The 18738-nt window shown below is 49.1% G+C and carries 14 protein-coding genes; 10 read left to right on the top strand and 4 right to left on the bottom strand.

Going from position 1 to position 18738, the window contains the following annotated elements:
* Position 1: 1 nt before the first annotated feature.
* From AB6B37_RS11370 to AB6B37_RS11355, 4 genes are read left to right on the top strand one after another with little or no spacing between them, the layout of a single operon-like run.
* The gene (locus tag AB6B37_RS11370; protein WP_371395921.1) at positions 2–2455 is read left to right on the top strand and encodes an endo-1,4-beta-xylanase; all 2454 of its coding nucleotides are present in this window, start codon (positions 2–4) and stop codon (positions 2453–2455) included.
* Positions 2456–3568 carry a Gfo/Idh/MocA family protein gene (locus AB6B37_RS11365; RefSeq protein WP_371395920.1) on the top strand — a complete coding sequence of 371 codons (1113 nt, stop codon included), beginning with the start codon at positions 2456–2458 and terminating at the stop codon, positions 3566–3568.
* On the top strand, positions 3565–4617 hold the full coding sequence (locus AB6B37_RS11360; RefSeq protein ID WP_371395919.1) for a sugar phosphate isomerase/epimerase family protein: 1053 nt from the start codon (positions 3565–3567) through the stop codon (positions 4615–4617). Before AB6B37_RS11365 ends, AB6B37_RS11360 begins: the two co-directional genes overlap by 4 nt.
* Positions 4618–4673: 56 nt before the next feature.
* Positions 4674–5936: a sugar MFS transporter gene (locus tag AB6B37_RS11355; RefSeq protein WP_371395918.1), complete on the top strand. Its 1263-nt coding sequence runs from the start codon at positions 4674–4676 to the stop codon at positions 5934–5936.
* Between the two features lies 1 nt (position 5937).
* On the opposite strand, the gene AB6B37_RS11350 is transcribed toward AB6B37_RS11355, so the two are convergent.
* Complete coding sequence (locus tag AB6B37_RS11350; protein ID WP_371395917.1) at positions 5938–6363, bottom strand: MarR family winged helix-turn-helix transcriptional regulator; 426 nt, start codon at positions 6361–6363, stop codon at positions 5938–5940.
* A gap of 76 nt (positions 6364–6439) precedes the next feature.
* Between AB6B37_RS11350 and hmgA the strand changes: the two genes are divergently transcribed.
* The 3 genes from hmgA (at position 6440) to maiA (ending at position 9491) form a co-directional block, all read left to right on the top strand.
* A complete protein-coding gene (hmgA, locus tag AB6B37_RS11345) occupies positions 6440–7777 on the top strand; it encodes a homogentisate 1,2-dioxygenase (RefSeq protein ID WP_371395916.1) in 1338 nt (445 codons plus the stop codon).
* Positions 7778–7839: 62 nt separating this feature from the next.
* The gene (locus AB6B37_RS11340) at positions 7840–8853 is read left to right on the top strand and encodes a fumarylacetoacetate hydrolase family protein (protein WP_371395915.1); all 1014 of its coding nucleotides are present in this window, start codon (positions 7840–7842) and stop codon (positions 8851–8853) included.
* Positions 8853–9491, top strand: coding sequence for a maleylacetoacetate isomerase (gene maiA / locus AB6B37_RS11335; RefSeq protein WP_371395914.1), 639 nt, complete (start codon positions 8853–8855; stop codon positions 9489–9491). The genes AB6B37_RS11340 and maiA overlap by 1 nt, the downstream gene beginning before the upstream one ends.
* A gap of 4 nt (positions 9492–9495) precedes the next feature.
* Here maiA and AB6B37_RS11330 read toward each other — a convergent pair whose 3' ends face one another.
* Together AB6B37_RS11330 and AB6B37_RS11325 are read right to left on the bottom strand one after the other, a co-directional pair.
* Positions 9496–11160: a class I adenylate-forming enzyme family protein gene (locus tag AB6B37_RS11330; RefSeq protein ID WP_371395913.1), complete on the bottom strand. Its 1665-nt coding sequence runs from the start codon at positions 11158–11160 to the stop codon at positions 9496–9498.
* 113 nt (positions 11161–11273) lie between these two features.
* On the bottom strand, positions 11274–12857 hold the full coding sequence (locus AB6B37_RS11325) for an ABC-F family ATP-binding cassette domain-containing protein (RefSeq protein WP_371395912.1): 1584 nt from the start codon (positions 12855–12857) through the stop codon (positions 11274–11276).
* A 591-nt stretch (positions 12858–13448) separates the two neighbouring features.
* On the opposite strand from AB6B37_RS11325, the gene AB6B37_RS11320 reads away from it, so the two are divergent.
* Together AB6B37_RS11320 and AB6B37_RS11315 are read left to right on the top strand one after the other, a co-directional pair.
* The gene (locus AB6B37_RS11320) at positions 13449–15182 is read left to right on the top strand and encodes a tetratricopeptide repeat protein (RefSeq protein ID WP_371395911.1); all 1734 of its coding nucleotides are present in this window, start codon (positions 13449–13451) and stop codon (positions 15180–15182) included.
* A 1-nt stretch (position 15183) separates the two neighbouring features.
* On the top strand, positions 15184–15738 hold the full coding sequence (locus tag AB6B37_RS11315; protein WP_371395910.1) for a hypothetical protein: 555 nt from the start codon (positions 15184–15186) through the stop codon (positions 15736–15738).
* Between the two features lie 48 nt (positions 15739–15786).
* On the opposite strand, the gene AB6B37_RS11310 is transcribed toward AB6B37_RS11315, so the two are convergent.
* A complete protein-coding gene (locus AB6B37_RS11310) occupies positions 15787–16404 on the bottom strand; it encodes a LuxR C-terminal-related transcriptional regulator (protein WP_371395909.1) in 618 nt (205 codons plus the stop codon).
* A gap of 12 nt (positions 16405–16416) precedes the next feature.
* On the opposite strand from AB6B37_RS11310, the gene AB6B37_RS11305 reads away from it, so the two are divergent.
* Positions 16417–18435, top strand: a complete 2019-nt coding sequence (locus tag AB6B37_RS11305) for a sensor histidine kinase (RefSeq protein WP_371395908.1) — start codon at positions 16417–16419, stop codon at positions 18433–18435.
* The last annotated feature ends 303 nt before the right edge of the window (positions 18436–18738 follow it).

Raw genomic sequence — 18738 nt, 5'->3', positions numbered from 1 at the left:
CATGATTAAAACGATTTTTCATCTTATTATAGTCACCTTATTCGCAGTTTTTGCGTTCGCCCCCGCGACATATGCTAATCCTGCTGAATTGGAGGCCGAAGGCGTACGTGTCTGGAAAATGCTGCCTCGGGCTAGTGAAATGATACGTCACCCAGGACCAGAGGCGTGGGTGATTTACGGCACAAAAGCCAAGCCGAAGATCAAATCCGTCGACGATGTGCCGGGTGGTGAGGCGATGCGGGTTAAGATAAAAAAGGCTGCTGCAAATCCTTGGGATATTGGCGTGAATGCCAACTCTCAGCTTGCCGTCAAAAAAGGCGATGTTGTGCTCGCAAGTTTTTGGGCGAGAGCATCAAAATTACCAGACGGCGCGGCTGAAACACGTTTGCCCTATGCGCTGCAAATGGCGACTGACCCCTATACGCAGTTCAAAAATGATACCGCTGTGGTTAACGCTACATGGAACCAATATTTCATTTATGCGCCAATGCCTGACGACTATAGTAAAGGCGGTATGGGTGTTGCCATACAACTCGCAACAGATAAGCAAGAGATAGAATTGGGCCCTGTCTATATCATGAACATGGGGGCTGGCGCTGTCTCTGACGCAGCAATGCCAAAGAATGTGCCTGCGCGCTCTGATACTAACCTTGCGCCCATCCAAAAGTCGGCGCCCGCAGTTCAAAGCGCGTCGCTGTCCCTGACGTCAGCTTTTGAGGCAGACCTTTCAGAACTACGTGCAAAGCTCACAAAGCGGGGAAAGTTATTGGCGAATCCTGCGGTTATTAGCGGGGCCATTTTTGGCACTAATGAAAGCCACCGTATTGTCACTGACCCGTCCGTGACAGGCGGTAAAGCTCTGGAAGTGACTGTTAAAGATACAGGGCTGAACAGTTGGTCAACAGGGGTGAATTGGGCCACGCAGGAGCCCATCAAAAAAGGAGATGTGATTTTTCTTGCCTATTGGGCCAAGGGCATTTCCGCGCAGAACGAAGCACAGACCCCCATCATTTCGCCTGTGCGCGTGCAGCAAAGTGCAGAGCCCTATAAAAGCGCACTAACGGGGGCGGCTTACCTTTCGCGTGATTGGCAACTTTATTACGCATCAGGCAAATCTGATTTAGATATTGCCGCCGGGCCCGCTGGTATCACATTTCATTTGGGGCTGACGAAACAAACGCTGCGTCTAGGGCCAGCCTATCTTTTGAACCTTGGCCCTAATGCCGATATCAATACTTTGCCGCGCAACAAAATAAGCTACGTTGGCCAAGAGGAGAGCGCGCCTTGGCGTGCGGTCGCGGAAGCCAAGATTGAGGCACACCGCAAAGGCGATATGCTTATCACGGTTAAAGACGCGCGCGGTAATCCTGTTGCAGGTCAAAGTGTCAATGTCGCAATGACGCGTCATGCCTTTAACTTTGGGACATTTGTTGGCCATGAATTTGTTGGAAAGTCAGGTCAAAAAGATGCACGTTACCACGAGAGCTTCCACAAAAATTTCAATATGGCGACCCTGCCGCTTTATTGGCAGGATTGGGGATGGAGCGGCAAGTGGAAAGATCAATATAAAGAGGGCGTGAAATATGCCAGCGAGACGGGTTTACCTTGGCGTGGTCATCCAATCCTATGGCCGGGTGAAGACTATATGCCGAGCTATATTTTAAAGGCTGAAGGCAATATTCAAAAACAACGCAAACAAGTGCTTGACCATGTGCGAGAGGTGATGAGCTTTGTCAAAGATTACGACCCTATCGCCGTGGATATGGTCAATGAAGTCCGCGTCAATCAATACTTCAAAGAACAAGGTGATAGTGAATTAATTGCGGATGCGTTCAAACTCGCCCACGATATTGCACCCGATATTCCGCTATTTGTGAATGATTATGCTATTTTAAATAATGGTGGCTTGAATGAAAAATCAATCGATTTTTATCATGACTGGATAAGGAGCATGCGGAGCAAAGGCGTGCCCCTTGGCGGTATTGGATTCCAAGCGCATTTTGGCGCAGGCCTCACTTCGCCGCAGCGCATTATGGATATTTTGGGGGATTTTGCGCAATATGATTTGCCGCTTCATATCACTGAATTTGATGTCGAGACTTTTGACGAGGACGCGCAAGCCAATTTCACGCGCGATATGTTATATGCCGCTTTTTCCGAGCCGAAGCTTGATGCCTTTGTCGTTTGGGGGTGGTGGGAAGGTGACCATTGGAAAGCGCCAGCGGCCATGCTGCGCGAAGACTGGTCCGAAAAGCCAAATTACCGCGCATGGCGGGATGCCGTTTACCGCGATTGGTGGACGTCCGAGACGGTCGTTACCAATTCAAATGGCCAAGCGCGTTTGCGCGGCTTTAAAGGCGACTACACTCTCACGACAGGTAACACGACGACGACAGCGGCTTTGAATGACACGGCCGAGGTCGATATTATTATCTCAGAAGGACGTTTGAATTAGATGACCCGAAAAATTCGTATGGGTATGGTCGGCGGTGGCCAAGGCGCTTTCATCGGAGAGGTGCACAGGCTAGCGGCCCGTCTTGATGGTCAGATTGATCTAGTCTGCGGCGCATTTTCGCGTGATGCCGACAATTGTAAAGCCACCGGTGCTGCCTTGGGGTTGGATCCCACGCGATGCTACGCTGATTATAATGCGATGATGGCAGGCGAAGCGGCCTTGCCAAAAGACATGCGTATGGATTTCGTTGCCATAGTCACCCCGAACCATGTGCACTTTCCTGTCGCCAAAGCCGCCCTAGAAGCAGGCTTTCATGTGTTGTCTGATAAGCCTGCGACGCTCAATTTAAAAGAAGCCCAGACGTTGCGCAAAATCGTGAAAGCGAGCGGTAAATCATACGGGCTAACCCATACTTATTTGGGTTACCCCTTGGTCAATGAAGCCCGCCATATCGTAGAGAGCGGCGGTATCGGCAAGGTCCGCAAAGTTTACGCTGAATATATCCAAGGTTGGCTTGCGACAGAGGTGGACAATAAACAGGCCGATTGGCGCACAGATCCTGCGCGCTCTGGTGGCTCTGGTTGCATGGGTGATATTGGAACCCACGCCCATAACTTGGCTGAATTTGTAACAGGTAAACGCATGACCCACGTCGCTGCAGATTTATCTATATTCGTAGATGGTCGTCGCCTTGATGATGACGGCTCTTGCCTGTTTCGCATGGAGGATGGTGTAAAGGGCACATTGTCCGCCAGCCAAGTCTGCGTCGGTAATGAAAACAGTCTGTCCATTCGCGTGTACGGCGAGACAGGCGGATTAGAATGGCACCAAGAGGAGCCTAATACCCTAATCCGGACATATTTAGATAAACCTACGGAAGTATTACGCGCGGCCAATGGCTATCTTACCCAGGGTGGATACCGTACGCCGCCCGGGCATCCCGAAGGCTATATCGAGGCCTTTGCCAATGTCTATCTTGATTTTGCGGACACTATTCGTAGCGGAGCCGCAGCATCGACGGGCATTGACGGCGGTGTACGCGGTATGGCCTTTGTCGAGGCGCTTTTAAAATCATCAAATAAAAATTCTAAATGGGTGGAGATCAAAGCATGAGGACAATGAAAGGCCCGGCAATATTTTTGGCGCAATTTATGGGCGGTGCGCCGTTTGATACAATGGAAAATGCTTGCCGGTGGATGGCCGATGCGGGCTATAAAGGTGTTCAGATACCGTCAGATAACCCTGTTTGCATGGACTTGAAACTCGCCGCTGAAAGCCAAGATTATTGTGACGAGCTAAAAGGTAACTGCGCAGAATGGGGCGTGGAAATCACGGAATTGTCGACCCATATTCAAGGGCAACTCGTCGCGGTGCATCCCGCCTATGACACAGCCTTTGATGCCTTCGCGCCAGAGCATTTACACGGCAAACCCGATGCGCGCCAAGCGTGGGCCGTGCAACAAGTGATGTATGCCGCCAAAGCCAGTCAGCGTTTGGGGCTCACCAATTCTGTTAGCTTCCCGGGCGCGCTCGTATGGCCCTTCATGTATCCATGGCCGCAACGGCCTGCGGGTCTTGTTGAAGAAGGATTTAAAGAGCTTGCGCGGCGCTGGCGTCCAATTTTGGATTATTACGACGAATGTGGTGTGAATATTTGTTTCGAAATCCATCCCGGTGAAGACTTGCACGATGGCGTGACATTTGAACGGTTCCTGGCCGAAGTTGATAATCACCCGCGCTGTAATATCCTCTACGATCCGTCGCATTTCATTTTGCAACAACTCGATTATCTGGCCTTTATCGATCACTACCATGACCGCATTAAAATGATGCATGTGAAAGACGCCGAGTTCCGCCCCAATGGAAAATCTGGCATTTACGGGGGCTATCAGGGGTGGGTTGATCGTCCTGGCCGCTTCCGCTCTCTTGGCGACGGGCAAATAGATTTTAAAGGTATCTTCTCAAAACTCGCGGCCTATGACTTTGATGGTTGGGCTGTTGTTGAGTGGGAATGTGCGCTGAAACATCCCGAAGACGGCGCGCGCGAAGGGGCCAAATTTGTTGCTGATCACATTATCCGCGTCACCGACAAAGCCTTTGACGATTTCGCAGGCGGCAAAGCAGACGTAAAGACAAACCGTAAAATGCTGGGCTTGTCATAGAACGCGCAGCTTCTCGAAGTAGGAATGAACAACGATAATTAATTAAGGGGATTAAAATGACATCAACGATTGAAGCGAATGATATTTCGCATGACATTAGAAAGAAGCTATTTCTTCTCAGCTGCATTGCATTAACTGTCACGGCTATGACATTTTCAATCAGAGCCGGTATGATGACAACATTGGGCGGTGAATTCACAATGACAGGACGTCAATTGGGTATTGCTGCGGCCATGTTTGGTTTTGGTTTTCCCATTGCGACAGTCTTTGGTGGCCTTATCTATAACCGTGTTGGTCCGCGAACCATCATGATTATTGCATTTCTTGGGCATTTAGCAGGTTTGGGATTATGGATAGCGTCTGGCAGTTTTCTAGCTTTTGCAATCTCCACTTTTTTTATCGGACTAGCAAACGGTTCGGTCGAAGCGGCTTGCAACCCGATGATTGCAGAGCTTTACCCCGAACAGAAAACAACGATTCTCAATCGTTTTCATGTTTGGTTCCCTGGCGGTTTGGCTATTGGCGCGCTGGCGGCATTCGCTATTCAAGCGCTACTAGGCTCAGGCGGTATGCAGACTTGGAAAATAGAGGTCGCAATTATGCTTGTTCCAACACTCATTTATGGCTGGATGGTTTTCACAACACGTTTTCCAGACGTTACCTCTGATAATTCCAAGCAGACGGATACAAAAGCCAACTTCCTGGCTATGCTCTCGCCGTTATTCATAATAATGTGCCTTATAATGACAGTGACGGCTGCAACAGAGCTTGGTACCAACCAATGGGTGGGCGGATTACTGGAGGCCTCTGGTGCAAGCCCTCTGATTGTGTTGGCGCTTGTGTCCATTATCATGGCTTTTGGCCGCTACTTTGCGGGCCCGCTAGTCCATGCTTTTAATACAACGGGCGTTTTGCTTTTCTCTGCGATTGTCAGCGCGTTAGGTATTTTCCTGCTTTCAATCTCAACAGGCGGAATGATTTATCTAGCGGCAATCGTCTTCGCCATTGGGATTACTTATTTCTGGCCAACAATGATTGGTTTTATCGCTGAATATAAGTCGGACACAGGTGCTTTGGGCATGAGCGTTTTGGGCGGTGCTGGTATGGTTGGTTTTTCAATATGGGCGCCCGTCATCGGCGGCTGGATTGATAGCGAGACGGCCAAGGCCGAAGCGGCCGGTGTTGTCGGCGATGCCGTACAATTGGCAGCGGGGCAAGCGACTTTGGGAAAAATCCTGTTTTTCCCAATCGCTTTGACCCTAGCCTTTGGTCTGCTCTTCGTGCTGCGCAATCGCCTTGGGTTGAAGGCAGAGCATTAGCCTAGCCCGTCAATATGCGCAGCGTTTTAATCAGCGCCTTATAGTCATCATCCCCCAATGCCTCCCGCAGGCGTTGGGTTTTTTCTTGGGCGTCGCCTGTTAACTTAACGTAGGCTTTCTCACCACGTTTCGTTAGGGCCAGTGTTTCTTGGCGACGATCATTCGGGTTGCGGCTGCGTGACAGCCAGAGCCGTTTTTCAAGGGCAAAGACAGCGCGCGATATCTTAGTTTTATGGGTCTTACTAGCGTCACAAATTTGTCGGGCCGTCATTGGGCCCGATGTCCCCAAATGCGCAAGCACGCGCCACTCGGTCCGGAGTAATCCGTATTTCGATTTATAATCTTTGGCAAAATCATCACTGACCGCAACGGCCGCCTGATTGAGGGCATAGGGCAAAAAGTCATCAAGATTGAACGCCTGCGACATATAAAATTACCCCTTGATAGTTACATTTTTAATCGTCACATTTGTAACTAATAAGTCTTCTAATGTCGAGCTATCTATGACCCGAGAGATTAAAACAGCGGCCAGCAGCACTATCACACCCGGCTATATGTCGGGGTTTGGCAATCATTTCGAGACTGAAGCGTTGGACGGGGCTCTGCCGCGCGGCATGAATAGCCCGCAAAAATGTGCTTACGGCCTATACGGCGAGCAATTGTCTGGAACAGCATTCACTGCGCCTGGCGATGAGAACCAGCGCACATGGTGTTACCGCATTCGTCCATCGGTGAAACATGTGGGACGGTTCACTCGCGTTGAGATGCCCTATTGGAAATCTGCGCCTCATATCATTGATGACGTGGCTTCGCTGGGTCAATACCGTTGGGGTCCGCTTGATGTGCCTGATGCGCCGTTGAACTTTGTCACGGGTATGCGCACCATGACGACGGCGGGCGATGTCAATACGCAGGTTGGGCTAGCAAACCATAGCTATCTTATCACCCAGAGTATGGAAGATGAATATTTTTCCAGTGCAGATTCTGAATTACTTGTTATTCCTCAGAAGGGCGCGCTGCGGTTTCATACCGAACTCGGCATATTAGATGTCAGTCCGAAAGAAATCGTGATTATCCCGCGCGGTCTTGTTTTTCGCGTAGAACTTATGAGCGGCCCTGCACGTGGATACGTTTGTGAAAATTATGGTCAAGCCTTTCGCTTGCCAGAGAAGGGCCCGATTGGCGCAAATTGTATGGCCAATCCGCGTGACTTCCTTGCCCCAGTTGCAAGCTTTGAGGATTGTGATTCGCCGAGCAAAGTTACCTTGAAATGGTGTGGTCAGTTTCACGAAACAACCATCGACCATAGCCCGCTCGACGTCGTGGCATGGCACGGTAATTACGCGCCGATGAAATATGACCTAACCACCTATTGCCCCGTTGGTGCAATTTTATTTGATCATCCTGACCCGTCAATATTCACCGTATTAACGGCCCCGTCAGGACAAGCCGGGACGGCCAATATTGACTTTGTCCTGTTCCGCGAACGCTGGATGGTCGCTGAAAACACTTTCCGCCCGCCGTGGTATCACAAAAATATCATGTCGGAACTCATGGGTAATATTTACGGCGAATATGATGCCAAGCCCGACGGATTTAGACCGGGCGGGCTGTCGCTTCATAATATGATGCTGCCCCACGGGCCTGACAAAGCGGCTTTTGATAAAGCGAGTGAGGGCGAACTGAAGCCGCATAAGCTAGACGACACTATGTCATTTATGATCGAGACACGCTTCCCGCAGCACTTAACCGATTTTGCCGCCAATGAAGCGCCGCTACAAGATGACTATGCGGATTGCTGGGCGGGCCTTGAGAAAAACTTTAAACCTAACAAAATTTAATTGGCAACACTTAGGGCGATGCCGCGTAATGTGTTAGACCCCTACGCGATGAAGGAAGAATTATGAAACTTGCGACTTTGAAAAACAACACACGCGACGGGCTTTTGATTGTCGTGTCCCGAGATTTAAAGCGTTACGCGCCGGCGAAAAATATCGCGCCAACACTACAAGCGGCTCTTGATGAATGGGACGCCATATCGCCAAAGCTAGAGGCCCTTTCAAAGGCCGTGAATGACGGCTCGGCAGATACGTTCGCTTTTCATCAGGATGAATGTGAAAGTCCACTGCCGCGGGCCTATACGTGGATGGACGGCTCGGCCTATCTTAATCATGTGGAATTGGTACGCAAAGCACGCGGTGCCGAAGTGCCTGAAAGTTTTTACGATGACCCTTTGATGTACCAAGGCGGTTCTGACACTTTCATCGGTCCGCATGACCCAATAGAGGCCATAGACACATCCCACGGTATTGATATGGAAGCCGAGATAACGGTCATCACTGATGACGTACCGATGGGTGTCACGCCTGCTGATGCTGCGGCTCATATTAAGCTCATTATGCTGGTCAATGATGTGTCGCTACGCGGCCTTATCCCGAATGAGCTTCGTAAAGGCTTTGGTTTTGTCCACGGTAAAGCCTCGAGTGCTTTTTCGCCTGTCGCGGTTACGCCTGATGAATTGGGCGAGGCGTGGACTGATAATACGATCGATTTGCCGCTGCTGGTAGACTATAACGGCAAGCCCTTTGGCAAAGCCAATGCCAAAACTGATATGACATTTAATATGGCACGGCTTGTGTCTCACGCGGCGGCAACACGGCACCTTTGCGCGGGCAGCATTATCGGCTCTGGAACGGTGTCCAATAAATTTGAAGGCGGCGAGGGCAAAAAGATTGAAGACGGCGGTGTTGGCTATAGCTGTATCGCCGAGGTGCGCATGATTGAAAAAATTCAAACAGGTGAATTTATCACACCCTTCATGCAATTTGGTGACACGGTTTGTATTGAAATGAATGATGCTGACGGCAATTCTATCTTTGGTACGATTAAAAACCGTGTCGAGAAATATACGCCGTAATGCTGACCCTCTACGGTTATTGGCGGTCATCGGCGTCTTACCGCGTTCGGATAGCCTTAGGGCTTAAAGGTGTTGAAGCACGCCATATCGCCGTAAACTTACGAGAGGGCGAGCAGAGAGGCGATGAGCATTTAACGCGTAACGCCCAAGGCTATGTGCCCGTGTTGGAGTTGCCAGACGGGACGCAACTCACCCAATCCCTGGCTATTATGGATTTTCTTGACGCGAGCTATGACGTTAATCCGTTTATGCCGCGCGATGCGGTGACGCGGTCTAAAATATTATCGGCATCCTTGACCATTGCGGCGGATATCGCTCCAATTCAAAACTTGTCTGTTTTGAATTATCTGCGCCGTGAGTTCGCAGCGGATGACACGCAGGTCAAAGATTGGAGCGCCCATTGGATTTCCAAAGGCTTTGATGCGCTAGAGCCACGAGTGGCTGAAAATAAACAAGATTTTTATCTATCTGACCATCCTGCCTTTTTTGAAATATGCCTTATTCCACAGATTTATAATGCACGGCGTTTTGGTATTGATATGACCCGTTATCCTGCACTGTCTGAGGTGGAAGCACGGTGTCAAATATTACCCGCCTTTAAGGCAGCAAGGCCAGAAAACCAACCAGACGCATTTTAAGGTATTAATCGATTAACTGTTTTCGGAGTGCTTTCTTATCAATCTTCCCAACAGGCGTTAGGGGGATGGCGTCGATGATATGAACCGCTTTTGGGACTTTATAAGCCGCCATATTGGTGCGTATGAAGTCGATTATTTCTGATATGACGCTATCTTTATCCGCGTCTTTGTAGCTGTCGTTTAATTGCACAAATAAATGCACAATATCATTGCCAGGACGACCAGTGTCAGCTGCGCCAACGACGGCTGATTCCGCGATGTGAGGCAAGGCTTTTAGCTTGTCTTCAACCTCAACGGAGAAGACCTTAAAGCCGCCAACAATCAACATATCTTTGGCGCGGTCACATAGGAATATATAGCCGTCCTTATCCATATAACCGACGTCCCCTGAATACATCCAGGTTTTCCCGTCTATCTCGCGAAGGGCGTGAGCGGTTTCATCAGGCAGATTTAAATAGCCCTTCATCGTTTGTGGTCCGCTGGAACAAATCTCTCCGACCTCGCCAAATGGCATTTCTATTTGACCCGTTTCCACGTCCATAATCCGAACATCAGCATGGGGAACGGGTAGACCGACAGAGCCGTCACGTATCACAGGCAGTGGATGAAATGTGTAGCAAGGCCCCGTCTCTGTCATACCAAAAACGTCGGAGACTTTATTCTCACCAATCACGGATTCTAAGGACTTTCGTGTTGTCTCTGTCATTGGGGCTGCGCCCGTTTTAGCGACAACAAGGCGTGAGAAATCTATCTCTTTCATTTTTGTATTTGATAGCAGCATATCATAAAGCGCCGGAACGGCCGCTAGTCGCGTCGGCGGATAAGCCAGCATCAAGTCACAAAAATTATCTGTATCGCGGGGGTTGGGGATCAGCATAGAATGAGCGCCAAACATAAGCCCGCCAATCGCAAAGGTTAGGCCTGCGATATGAAAGTAGGGAAAAGCAGAGGCGTAAACCTCGCCGTCCCCTGATACGGGTGGATCTCCCGCCATGACTTGGCGAGGATTGTTCACAAGGCTACGGATTGACAGCTGGGCACCTTTGGGGCGTCCCGTTGTGCCGCCCGTATATTGTATCATGAAGATATCATCGGCATGAGTTTCAACTGATTTGAAGGTGTTATCCGCCTCATTCATTATGGTCAAGAAAGCCACGCTTTTAATATCAGCGAATGACATGGGTTTTGGCGCAGGCGCACCCAGCATATCACCCGCGCCAGTGGTTACTAATAGGGAAAGACAATTGGGCGTATCGTCCATATTGGCGATTACAGGCGATAAGTCAGAGAGGGATATAACGGCCTTCATGGAGGCGTCATCAATTTGATGGGCGAGTTCGGGCGGTGCGAGAAGCGGCGATAGACCAGAGCCAATAGCCCCCATTTTGCTAATCGCGATGAGGGCAATAATATACTGCGGAATATTGGGCATATGAAGCCCGACAACATCGCCGCGACTTATGCCGTGGGCGGTCAAGGCATTGGCAAGCTGATTAGAGAGGCTGTCCAATTCGCCGTAGCTTATCTGACGACTTGCAAATTGAAGGGCGGGAGCGTCTGATTGGGTTCTCGCAAAATGCTCGATGTAATGTCCCAGGGGGCGGTCATCAAACTCAGGGACCTTAATCCCAATGTCTTCGTAAATCTTAAGCCACGGCTTTTCCATCATATGTCCCCATTCGACCTTGTCTTCTTAGGAAGCGTAACAAAAATCGATGTATGGGGATAGAGATAGCTGTCAATATTGTCGGGCCTTAGCGGATAAGCGCGCCCCTTAAAATGCTAAGCGCGGTCTGCCTGCATAACGAGTTTTTTATAGTCTGATAAGTCGCCGTCATAGCGTTTGGCGCGCCCCTTATTGACAAGCCATAGACGGTCAGCTGTCGCTTCGGCCAGATAGACATCATGGGTAATAAGCAAGACTGCACCGGGGAAGTCATTAAGCGCATAGATAAGCGCTTCGCGGCTATCAATATCCAAATGCGATGTCGGCTCGTCTAAGATTAAGACATGGGGTTTATCAATCGACATGAGGCCGAGAAGCAAGCGCACCTTTTCGCCGCCTGATAGCTTCTCGACACGCGTTTCAACTTTTTCATGGGAGAAGCCCATTTTTGCCGCGGCCCCGCGCGCAATATGTTGCTGTGTACCTTTGGGCAGCTTTTGCGTGACGTGATCAAGAACCGTTTCGCCTTCAGTCAATTCATCCAATTGGTCTTGCGAAAAATAACCAATACGTAGCGATGCGGAGGCTTTGCGCCGCCCAGTCATCAACGGCAAGCGTTGCGCGATGGATTTGACCAATGTTGTTTTGCCTTGCCCATTCGCACCGACAATCGCAACGCGGTCTTCGGGGTCAAGACGCAGGTTCACTTTGGATAGAATTTTCGCGTCATCGCCATAGCCCAAATCGGCATCTTCTAGCTCCAACATGGGCGGGGCGAGTTTGCCTTTGGGTTCTGGGAACGAAAACGGTGTCGTGCGTTCGGCAATCGGGATTGCGATATCCTGCATCTTCTCTAGCATTTTTACGCGTGATTGCGCTTGGCGCGCTTTGGACGCTTTGGCTTTAAAGCGGTCAACGAAAGCCTGCAGATGGGCTTTCTCTGCGTCTTGTTTGGCCTTTTGTGCAGTAAGTTGGGCTGTCTTGGCCGCTTGCAATGTCATCCAATCATCATAGCCGCCCGGTGTTATCATCAACTGTTGATGCTCCAACGCCAATGTATGAGTGACAGAACGATTTAACATTTCGCGGTCGTGACTGACCATAATCACAGTATGCGGGTAACGCTTGATATAGCCTTCCAGCCAGGCTGCGCCTTCCAGGTCTAAATAGTTTGTTGGCTCATCGAGTAGCAAAACATCAGGTTCGCTAACCAACACACCGGCAATGGCCGCGCGCATACGCCAGCCGCCAGAAAACTCTTTCGTTGCGCGGTAAAAGTCATCTTGGCTAAAGCCGAGGCCTGCGAGGACGATAGCGGCGCGCGTATCGGCATTCCAAGCATCCATATCAGTCAGGCGTTCATATATCTCACCCAAACGGTCAGGGTCTGTTGCGGTCTCTGATTCTTTCATTAATGCGTGACGCTCGCGGTCGGCTGCTAAAACCACTTCCATAATCGTATCATCAGTCGCGGCTACTTCTTGGGCAACCCAGCCGAGACGCGCATTTTTATTCAGGCGAATAGAGGCGTCTGCTGTCGGCTTTTCAACCTCTTCGCGGATAAGGCGAAGCAATGTGGATTTACCCGTTCCGTTCCGTCCAATTAATCCAACCTTCCAGCCCGCTGCAATAAAGGCCGACGCCTTTTTAAACAGGGGGCGGCCTTGTACCGCGTAATCGAGATCAGTAATCGCTAACATGCGCGCTCTGTAAGGGCTGTGGGTATAAACGCAAGCCTATTAAACAGACACGCCGTGGGTTATTTCAATTGTGCCTCAATATAATTAGGTTTCATGGAATACACTGAATGAAAACAATAAAGCCCGCTGAGTTTTGATGCCCACACAACCAAAACTCAACGGGCTTATTATCGTTCTGTGGTCCTGCGTGATGGACCTGAACACTGTACGTCAGACATGGTATTATCTGCGTGACAAATGACCGGGGGCGCCCCGCTACCCCGATCAAAGAGAGTGAAAACTATTGGGATTAAGTCCTCACGCTCATCGTCGCCTTGATACGGAGGATTGGTAGGAACCGCATATTTAAGCAACATTTGGTCACGCGCGACATGCGCCCCGCTGACATATAAACAATGCAAAAATATCTACTAAAAGTCCTGTGGGAGCGTTTAGAGTTTTCTTAGGTTATTCTTAGGGCGGCATTTTAAAACAACTAGCGTCTTATTTTGTTTTCCTATAGATGGTTTATGGCGCGAATCTCTTGAGTGTTGCGCCGTCTTTGATTTCGACCTTTTGGGTTGGGTCAATTGGGGCAAACAGAGGAATGATATGAGAGTTGGGCAAGCCAATGTCGATTTTGACGGTCTGGTCATAACAAGCGAGGCAGGGCAGTTTAATGTCGAGCCTAAAGTCATGGATGTACTGCGCCATTTGGTGAATAATGCTGGTATCGTTATATCGCGGTCTGATTTAATCGATGCCGTTTGGGGTGTTTCTTACGGGGGTGATGAGCGCCTATCACGGGCCATATCGTTACTCCGTAAAGCGCTAGGCGATAGTCGCGGGACGCACCACACTATTCAAACAATTTCACGGCGGGGATATAAGCTTGTTGCAGATATTGATGCCCCTAAAGAGATTGCGCCACTCTTTAACCCTTCTGACGCAACGCCTTCCCCTTCTGCTAGCTCGACGATTGAAATAGAGCCCACGTCTCCTTTGACCAGCGATCTGGCTGGCGTGAGTGGGGCATCCATTGCTTCGCAAACACATAGGTTTAAACGCTCTGCCATTTGGCTTTCTGGTGTTGGGGCGCTAGCGCTCATAGGGGCTGTGTTTCTTTGGGCGCCAATGTCGCCTTTTGGAATTAAGTCTAGTGGTCAGGAGAACGCGAGTTACGGCATGGGTATATCGGACGGGCTTAAGCATATTGAAAACTTTGCCCAAGACGGCGCACTTGCCAATGCGCAGGCGATATTTTCAACTGCCATCGCGTCCGATTCTGATAATGCGGCCGCCCATGCTGGGCTCGCATTATCCTTAATCCGGCAATATACTTTTGCAGAAAGAGACCCGGCGCTTTTGAAACGGGCCCGTGCTGCTGCGCAAAGCGCCATGCGGATTGATGATAAACTGGCTTTGTCCAATGCCGCCATGGGATGGGTGTATGAATTTGAAGCTGACTTTGACGCCGCGCAAGAGGCCTATAAACGCGCGGACATTCTAGACCCGGATAATGTCTTTGCATTGGAGGGACGGATTCGGACGCTGAGGAAACAAGGCAAGCGACAAGATGCTTATGACTTAAATGCTTTTGCGATCGAGCATTACCCGCTCAAACCTGTATTTTATTCATTTTATGGCGCCGACTTGGTTGCTAGAGATGAGTTTCTTCGGGCTGAGGGTGTTTTCCGCAAGCTAATCGATTTATCGCCTGGGAATGCGCGTGCCTATGGTCAACTGGCCCATGCGGTTCATATGCAAGACAGAACTTCAGAAGCCATTCAGATTTTGCAAGATGGTCTATTAATCAACCAATCCGATTTGCTTTATAATAATCTTGGAACATATTTATTTTTTCAGGGCCATTATGCCATGGCGGCTGATGCCTTTGAACGCACTTTAAGTTTTGAAGGCAATACGCATGAATATTTATATTGGGCGAATTATGCCGACGCTGCACGCTATGTGCCCGAGCGTAAAGACAAAGCTAACGCCGCTTATGATCGGGCTTTGCAACTCCTCCAAGTTGAATGGGATAAACGCCCCAATAATGTCACACTGACAAGTCGGGCGGCCCTATATAATGCCAAGCGTGGTAACGTCGACATGGCGCGTAGTATATTGGAGCGCTTATCCATGACTGAGGAGACCTCATCAGTTGTCCTTTACCGTGCTGCCGTGGCCTATGAAATCTTAACTGAGCGTAAACTTGCCTTGTCTACGCTTAAGAAAGCCTTGGAAGCAGGTTATCCTTTAACCGAGGTTTTAAATGATCCAGATTTGTCGGATCTTCGGCAGGATATGGATTACCATTTTGTTTTAACCGCGATAAGGCCATGATATGACATCATCTACACCGGCGCCTCAGCCCTATATTTTAGAGCTTAGTTTTGATGCTGACCAAGTAACGCAATCCCTTCAATTCCGTGTGATCTCGCCCAAGGGTAATGAGACACCAAAAAAAACCAAAGGCCCAATGGCGGGAACATTTAATTTTGTCCATGATGATGAAATTATTGTCCGCGTTGTCGCGACAGCAGAGGCAGAAAAGCCGTCTGACCCCATGCCAACATTGGATTTGAACGTCACCAATTGCACATTTGTGTCCGTAGGCCCGGATCAAAAGCAATTCTTGTCCCTTTTTGATCCCTATAGTGCCTGTACCATGATTTCAAAATGGAGCTTGCCAGAGGTCGTGGAGAATAAGTCTGACAACTCTGTGACAGTCACAGTTAACGCACTTAATTCATTGAAGGTCGTGGCCCATAATGGACAATGGGCGATTTCAGGTTACCTCTCAGTCCTTATGGGGCGTGGCAAAGACCAGCTGTCCCATCTCTACTTCTTCGATCCAGAGGGGTCTGCTGGTTCGGGGGCTGGCGAAGACCCCCCATAGGATATAGCAGTCATAACCGGTTTTAAAGGGCATCCCAAGCGGTGCCCTTTATACGTCCAGTATCCCTGCTTTTATCGCGCTGACAAGTAGCGCAGCCGTGGAATTAACATTCATTTTACGCAATAAATTTGTGCGGTGAGTGTTAATCGTTTTTGGACTTACACCAAAATCAAGCGCTATTTCTTTATTACTTTTCCCTTGGGCCAGGGCGCGCAGGACTTCAATTTCACGCTTTGACAATGTGTCATTATTTTGCGCTTTGACAATCTCACCATGGGCTGTTTTTGAAAAAACGCGTGCACCTTTACAAATGCGAACAATGCCAGAGGTGATTTCATCAAGTGGGTCATTTTTGACGAATATGCCGTCAATGCCTGCCTCATAAAGCTCGCGAAACAAACTAGCCGCAGAAAGTCCTGTCACAATGACAAACCGCGTTTTCGGTGACCATCGTTTGGCCTCTTGGAACACCTCTAAGCCATTAGCGCCTGGCATGCTTAAATCCAGCATCGCGCAATCGGGTTGCGCCCGTTTAATAAGGCCTATCGCATCAATACCGTTTTGCGCTATACCGACAACGTCAAGCGCGGGGACTTCATTGATGACATTTTCCATTCCTTCGGCTGTAAACGGATGATCGTCGGCGATTATAATACTGTATGGCATGCGTCCCCCATTATGCGCCACGTTAGCAAAGCTGCCGCAATCGTCATAGTTTTAATCTTCAGTCTTTTGTTTGAAAACGCCGCAGCGCAAGACCGGTCTAAACGGCTCGCCCTTGACGGCCCGCAAAACTCGCCAACCCTATCCGCTCATCTTGACTATTACAGAGACGCGACATGGGACAACACCATTGACGATATGATAGGCCCGCTATCAGGCGAATTTTCTCCTATAGACACGCCGTCTCCGACTTTTGGCTTTACATCCGATAAAATCTGGCTGCGATTACCTGTGGGGAACACCACGCCCAATGTCGCGCAGTGGTATCTTTATCTGCACGAAAACTTCTTGCAATATTATGATGTTTACACAGTTAGTCCGCAAGGTGACGTCAGTTTGATTACATCATATAATCCGTCTAGCCGTTTTGCAGATCGTAACATCGCCTTTCCCCAACTCGTGTCTGAGATAACGATAAACCCAGCAGATGTGACAACAATTTATATTGCCTATTCGTCCGGTGGCTCATCTAATATTTCTTTGTCTTTGGAAACTAAAGATAGCTTTTCTAAAATATCCTTTGCGCAAACATCTAAGATATTCGTGTCTTACGGTATGATGATGATTTTAATTGTTGGGGCGGTATTTGCCTTGCTGATTTTGCGGCTCCGCGTGTTTTTCTCTTATGTTGTCTATGTGAATGTAACGTTGTTGTTTCTGATGCATTCAGACGGCGTAGCATTTCAATATTTGTGGCCAAACTTTCCCGTTTTTAATTCATATTTTTCTATTATCATCGGGATTTGTTTTGCCATTGTGCCTTATGATTTTGCCCGAGTCTTTTTACGGACAAAGATATTCCATCCCCGATTAGACACCTTCATGTTTTATTGCATGATCGTAACGCCTGTTGTGATGATACCCGCGGCCTTTTTAAATCCGCAATGGACCAAGCAGGTCTTGATGCTTCTTGTTCTGGTCGCGATCATAATCGGAACTTTTGCAGGCTTTGTTGCCGCGCGCCGACGGTTCAAGGAAGTGCGGTTTTATCTATTCGCTTGGATATTTGGTATGGCCTCTGCAGCTGTCATGAATTTACGTCATTTTGCCTCGCTAGATATTGGGCAAAATATGGAGCTTGATAGTATTCGTGTGGCGATTGTTATTGACGCGGTCATGTTGGGTCTCGGCGTTGCAGACCGCTACCTTCAAGGCCTGCGCGAACGTCAGCGTATAGATAAAGAGAGCCTAGAGCAGGCGCAGTTAAATCTTCGCCTCAATAATCGTTTATATGATTTGGAAGAGCAATATGTCTTAGCCACAGAATTGGTGGCGTCGCGGGATGAGGCCATGAAGAAAACCGTACATGACCTTCGCGACCCTCTCCATGCCTTGCGTGTTAATATTCAAAGTTTGCGGGACAATAAAGACGGTAGAGCGCCAGATGGGCTGAGCCTTGATGATACCTTCACTTACTTAGAGACCATTATTGCTGATCATTTGCAGTCGTCTGTTTCGGGCGAAGATATTACCGCCACTGACACGTACACTGAACGGGATGATCGCGCCCTAACGCTGTCGGGCACAATGGGGGCCATTTATGACATGTTCCGTTTTGATGCGGCTGAAAAGGGGCTCGATTTTCGTTACGTAGAGACGACCGCTAATTCGTCTGCTGATCCCTTTGTAATCATGCGCATCATCACCAACCTTGTGTCTAATTCTATTAAATACACGCCGTCTGGTAAAGTTCTCATGGGGGTACGCCGCAACGATGATATGCTTCGTATAGAAGTGCACGATACGGGTATTGGCATGTCAAAAGCGGAATTTGACACTGCAAAGACGGCCACTGTTCGACTGGATGACGGCGGGGCAGATACCAAAGGCTATGGCTACGGCCTATCGATTGCTAGCGAGCTTGCGCAGAAGCACGGCTTGTCTCTGTATTTAATCCCGCGCGCAAAGGGCGGTGCGGCAAACGGCACCTCTATCGCATTGGACATACCAAATGCAAAAAATCCTGCAAAATAGGGTAATCACCCGATAACAAAGCGCGTTATATTATGTCATACATAACTCACTGGTGATACGGGGCACGGCACTGGTCAGGTTGGGTGAACAGGCTTTGGCTCGTGACGCCCAACCTGAACTATTATTCCCCATACACTCATTTACCAAAATTCTGCATTACGAGCGCCTATTGGGGGCCCCTTAGCTTATACGTGCCATTTCAATGTGTCTAATTTGTCACAATCCCCATAAAAATCCAATTGGTCTTACCAATAGCGACAAATCGGTAGATTAAACGGGTTGACGCGGCGAGAATTATTGGTT

It is taken from the genome of Fretibacter rubidus (genome assembly GCF_041429785.1).
Lineage (GTDB): Bacteria > Pseudomonadota > Alphaproteobacteria > Caulobacterales > Maricaulaceae > Fretibacter > Fretibacter rubidus.
Note: the sequence above shows the minus strand (reverse complement) of the source record. Positions and strands in the feature narration are given on the sequence as shown.

Bases quoted from the DNA above. Each gene is read 5' to 3' on its own strand.
- AB6B37_RS11370 (WP_371395921.1), top strand. From the start codon at position 2: ATGATTAAAACGATTTTTCATCTTATTATAGTCACCTTATTCGCAGTT.
- AB6B37_RS11365 (WP_371395920.1), top strand. From the start codon at position 2,456: ATGACCCGAAAAATTCGTATGGGTATGGTCGGCGGTGGCCAAGGCGCT.
- AB6B37_RS11360 (WP_371395919.1), top strand. From the start codon at position 3,565: ATGAGGACAATGAAAGGCCCGGCAATATTTTTGGCGCAATTTATGGGC.
- AB6B37_RS11355 (WP_371395918.1), top strand. From the start codon at position 4,674: ATGACATCAACGATTGAAGCGAATGATATTTCGCATGACATTAGAAAG.
- AB6B37_RS11350 (WP_371395917.1), bottom strand. From the start codon at position 6,363: ATGTCGCAGGCGTTCAATCTTGATGACTTTTTGCCCTATGCCCTCAAT.
- hmgA (WP_371395916.1), top strand. From the start codon at position 6,440: ATGACCCGAGAGATTAAAACAGCGGCCAGCAGCACTATCACACCCGGC.
- AB6B37_RS11340 (WP_371395915.1), top strand. From the start codon at position 7,840: ATGAAACTTGCGACTTTGAAAAACAACACACGCGACGGGCTTTTGATT.
- maiA (WP_371395914.1), top strand. From the start codon at position 8,853: ATGCTGACCCTCTACGGTTATTGGCGGTCATCGGCGTCTTACCGCGTT.
- AB6B37_RS11330 (WP_371395913.1), bottom strand. From the start codon at position 11,160: ATGATGGAAAAGCCGTGGCTTAAGATTTACGAAGACATTGGGATTAAG.
- AB6B37_RS11325 (WP_371395912.1), bottom strand. From the start codon at position 12,857: ATGTTAGCGATTACTGATCTCGATTACGCGGTACAAGGCCGCCCCCTG.
- AB6B37_RS11320 (WP_371395911.1), top strand. From the start codon at position 13,449: ATGAGAGTTGGGCAAGCCAATGTCGATTTTGACGGTCTGGTCATAACA.
- AB6B37_RS11315 (WP_371395910.1), top strand. From the start codon at position 15,184: ATGACATCATCTACACCGGCGCCTCAGCCCTATATTTTAGAGCTTAGT.
- AB6B37_RS11310 (WP_371395909.1), bottom strand. From the start codon at position 16,404: ATGCCATACAGTATTATAATCGCCGACGATCATCCGTTTACAGCCGAA.
- AB6B37_RS11305 (WP_371395908.1), top strand. From the start codon at position 16,417: ATGCGCCACGTTAGCAAAGCTGCCGCAATCGTCATAGTTTTAATCTTC.